This is a genomic window from Streptococcus sp. HMSC074B11 (genome assembly GCF_001808705.1).
Taxonomy (GTDB): domain Bacteria; phylum Bacillota; class Bacilli; order Lactobacillales; family Streptococcaceae; genus Streptococcus.
Genome location: NZ_KV794267.1, coordinates 1 through 1180 on the forward strand (window position 1 = coordinate 1; position 1180 = coordinate 1180).

The window sequence follows — 1180 nt, forward strand, 5'->3', positions numbered from 1 at the left end:
GTTTCATCTCACCACTGCCATTCGCAAAAACCTGCTTTGTTTTGAGTTGTTCTGAAGTATAAGTTTGTCTTTGTGGCGAGAAAATTGCTCCCATCAAAAGGGTCAACCAGGTCACAAACAACATTGAGAAAATAACTAGTTTTCTCTTAATAATATTCTCTTGAAACCAAACTTTAATCTTAATAAATGGTTTCAAAATTGGGCTGGATTTTATTTTTTCAATCCAGCGCTTGAATATTTCAATTAAAGTAGACATTTTATTTCTCCTTCCTGATTTTTTCATAATACTGATTTGTTAAAGAGTTTATATCTGTCTTTTTTTCAGTAGCCCAAATTATAAATAATGATAAAGAAAAAACTATAATAGCTACAAAAATAGTTGCAAACATATCTCTCATTAACTCGACACGTCCAAAATAAAATGATTCAAAGACTGTCATAAAAGAAACTTCTTTTACTCCTACTAATTTAAGAAAAGTTGAACTCGTATTAACTAAATTTACAATTACATACGCATTAAATCCTAAAAAGAGATTTACTGATACTAAAACTAGCGAAATAAAACCAGATACATCTCCTAAAATTGCAAAAACTCGATACTTCACATTTGTTGCAAACAACATATCAAAAGTTGATACATCGTCGAAACTTTTTTGTTCACTCGATAGCGTGTAATCTTTTATACCTCTTAAATGTTTGTTAGCTCTTTTCTGCTTCAAAGTAGATGATTTAGTTCTTCTCATGCTTCTTATATCCTTTCCAAATAAATGAAACCTTACTTTTCGGCCAAACACTTTTTAGTAACATTAAGAACGCTAGCGGTACGAACCAGATCGCAATCAAGACAGTTCCAACCACGCCATGCGCAATGGCATTTAAAATTTGATACATACTACCTCCTTAAATACAGCCTAACTTTTCAGGTGCCAAATCCAATGTTAGCCAAAGAGCTTCATCATGCGAAATATGCGTTAGTTGTCCTCCCTCATCATTAAAACGATGTAGGGTAAACGTTCCATCTGATAATTTTCCTAAAACAACCATTCCTTCATTTGTCCTAGTACGCCACAGTTCCCAATCATTTTGAAAAGCTGTCTCGGCCCATTTACTTAGCTTTACCCTTTTAGTCATTTATGGCCTCCTGGATACTTTTCTCATCTGCTACAATCTTTTCCTCTGA

General features: G+C 33.3%; 3 protein-coding genes and 1 pseudogene. All 4 read right to left on the bottom strand.

Annotation, left to right across the window (positions count from 1 at the left end; translation table 11 throughout):
* A pseudogene (locus HMPREF2619_RS04220) lies at nt 1-256 on the bottom strand (hypothetical protein); the annotation flags it as partial.
* Between the two features lies 1 nt (nt 257).
* Complete coding sequence (locus HMPREF2619_RS04225) at nt 258-743, bottom strand: hypothetical protein (protein ID WP_070459291.1); 486 nt, start codon at nt 741-743, stop codon at nt 258-260.
* Nucleotides 730-891 carry a multidrug transporter MATE gene (locus tag HMPREF2619_RS04230; protein WP_070459292.1) on the bottom strand — a complete coding sequence of 54 codons (162 nt, stop codon included), beginning with the start codon at nt 889-891 and terminating at the stop codon, nt 730-732. Before HMPREF2619_RS04230 ends, HMPREF2619_RS04225 begins: the two co-directional genes overlap by 14 nt.
* 9 nt (nt 892-900) lie before the next feature.
* Nucleotides 901-1131 (bottom strand): hypothetical protein, encoded by a 231-nt coding sequence (locus tag HMPREF2619_RS04235; protein WP_000167064.1) that lies wholly within the window; start codon nt 1129-1131, stop codon nt 901-903.
* Nucleotides 1132-1180 lie beyond the last annotated feature (49 nt).

Coding starts and splice junctions, on each gene's coding strand:
- HMPREF2619_RS04225 (WP_070459291.1), bottom strand. CDS start 743: ATGAGAAGAACTAAATCATCTACTTTGAAGCAGAAAAGAGCTAACAAA.
- HMPREF2619_RS04230 (WP_070459292.1), bottom strand. CDS start 891: ATGTATCAAATTTTAAATGCCATTGCGCATGGCGTGGTTGGAACTGTC.
- HMPREF2619_RS04235 (WP_000167064.1), bottom strand. CDS start 1,131: ATGACTAAAAGGGTAAAGCTAAGTAAATGGGCCGAGACAGCTTTTCAA.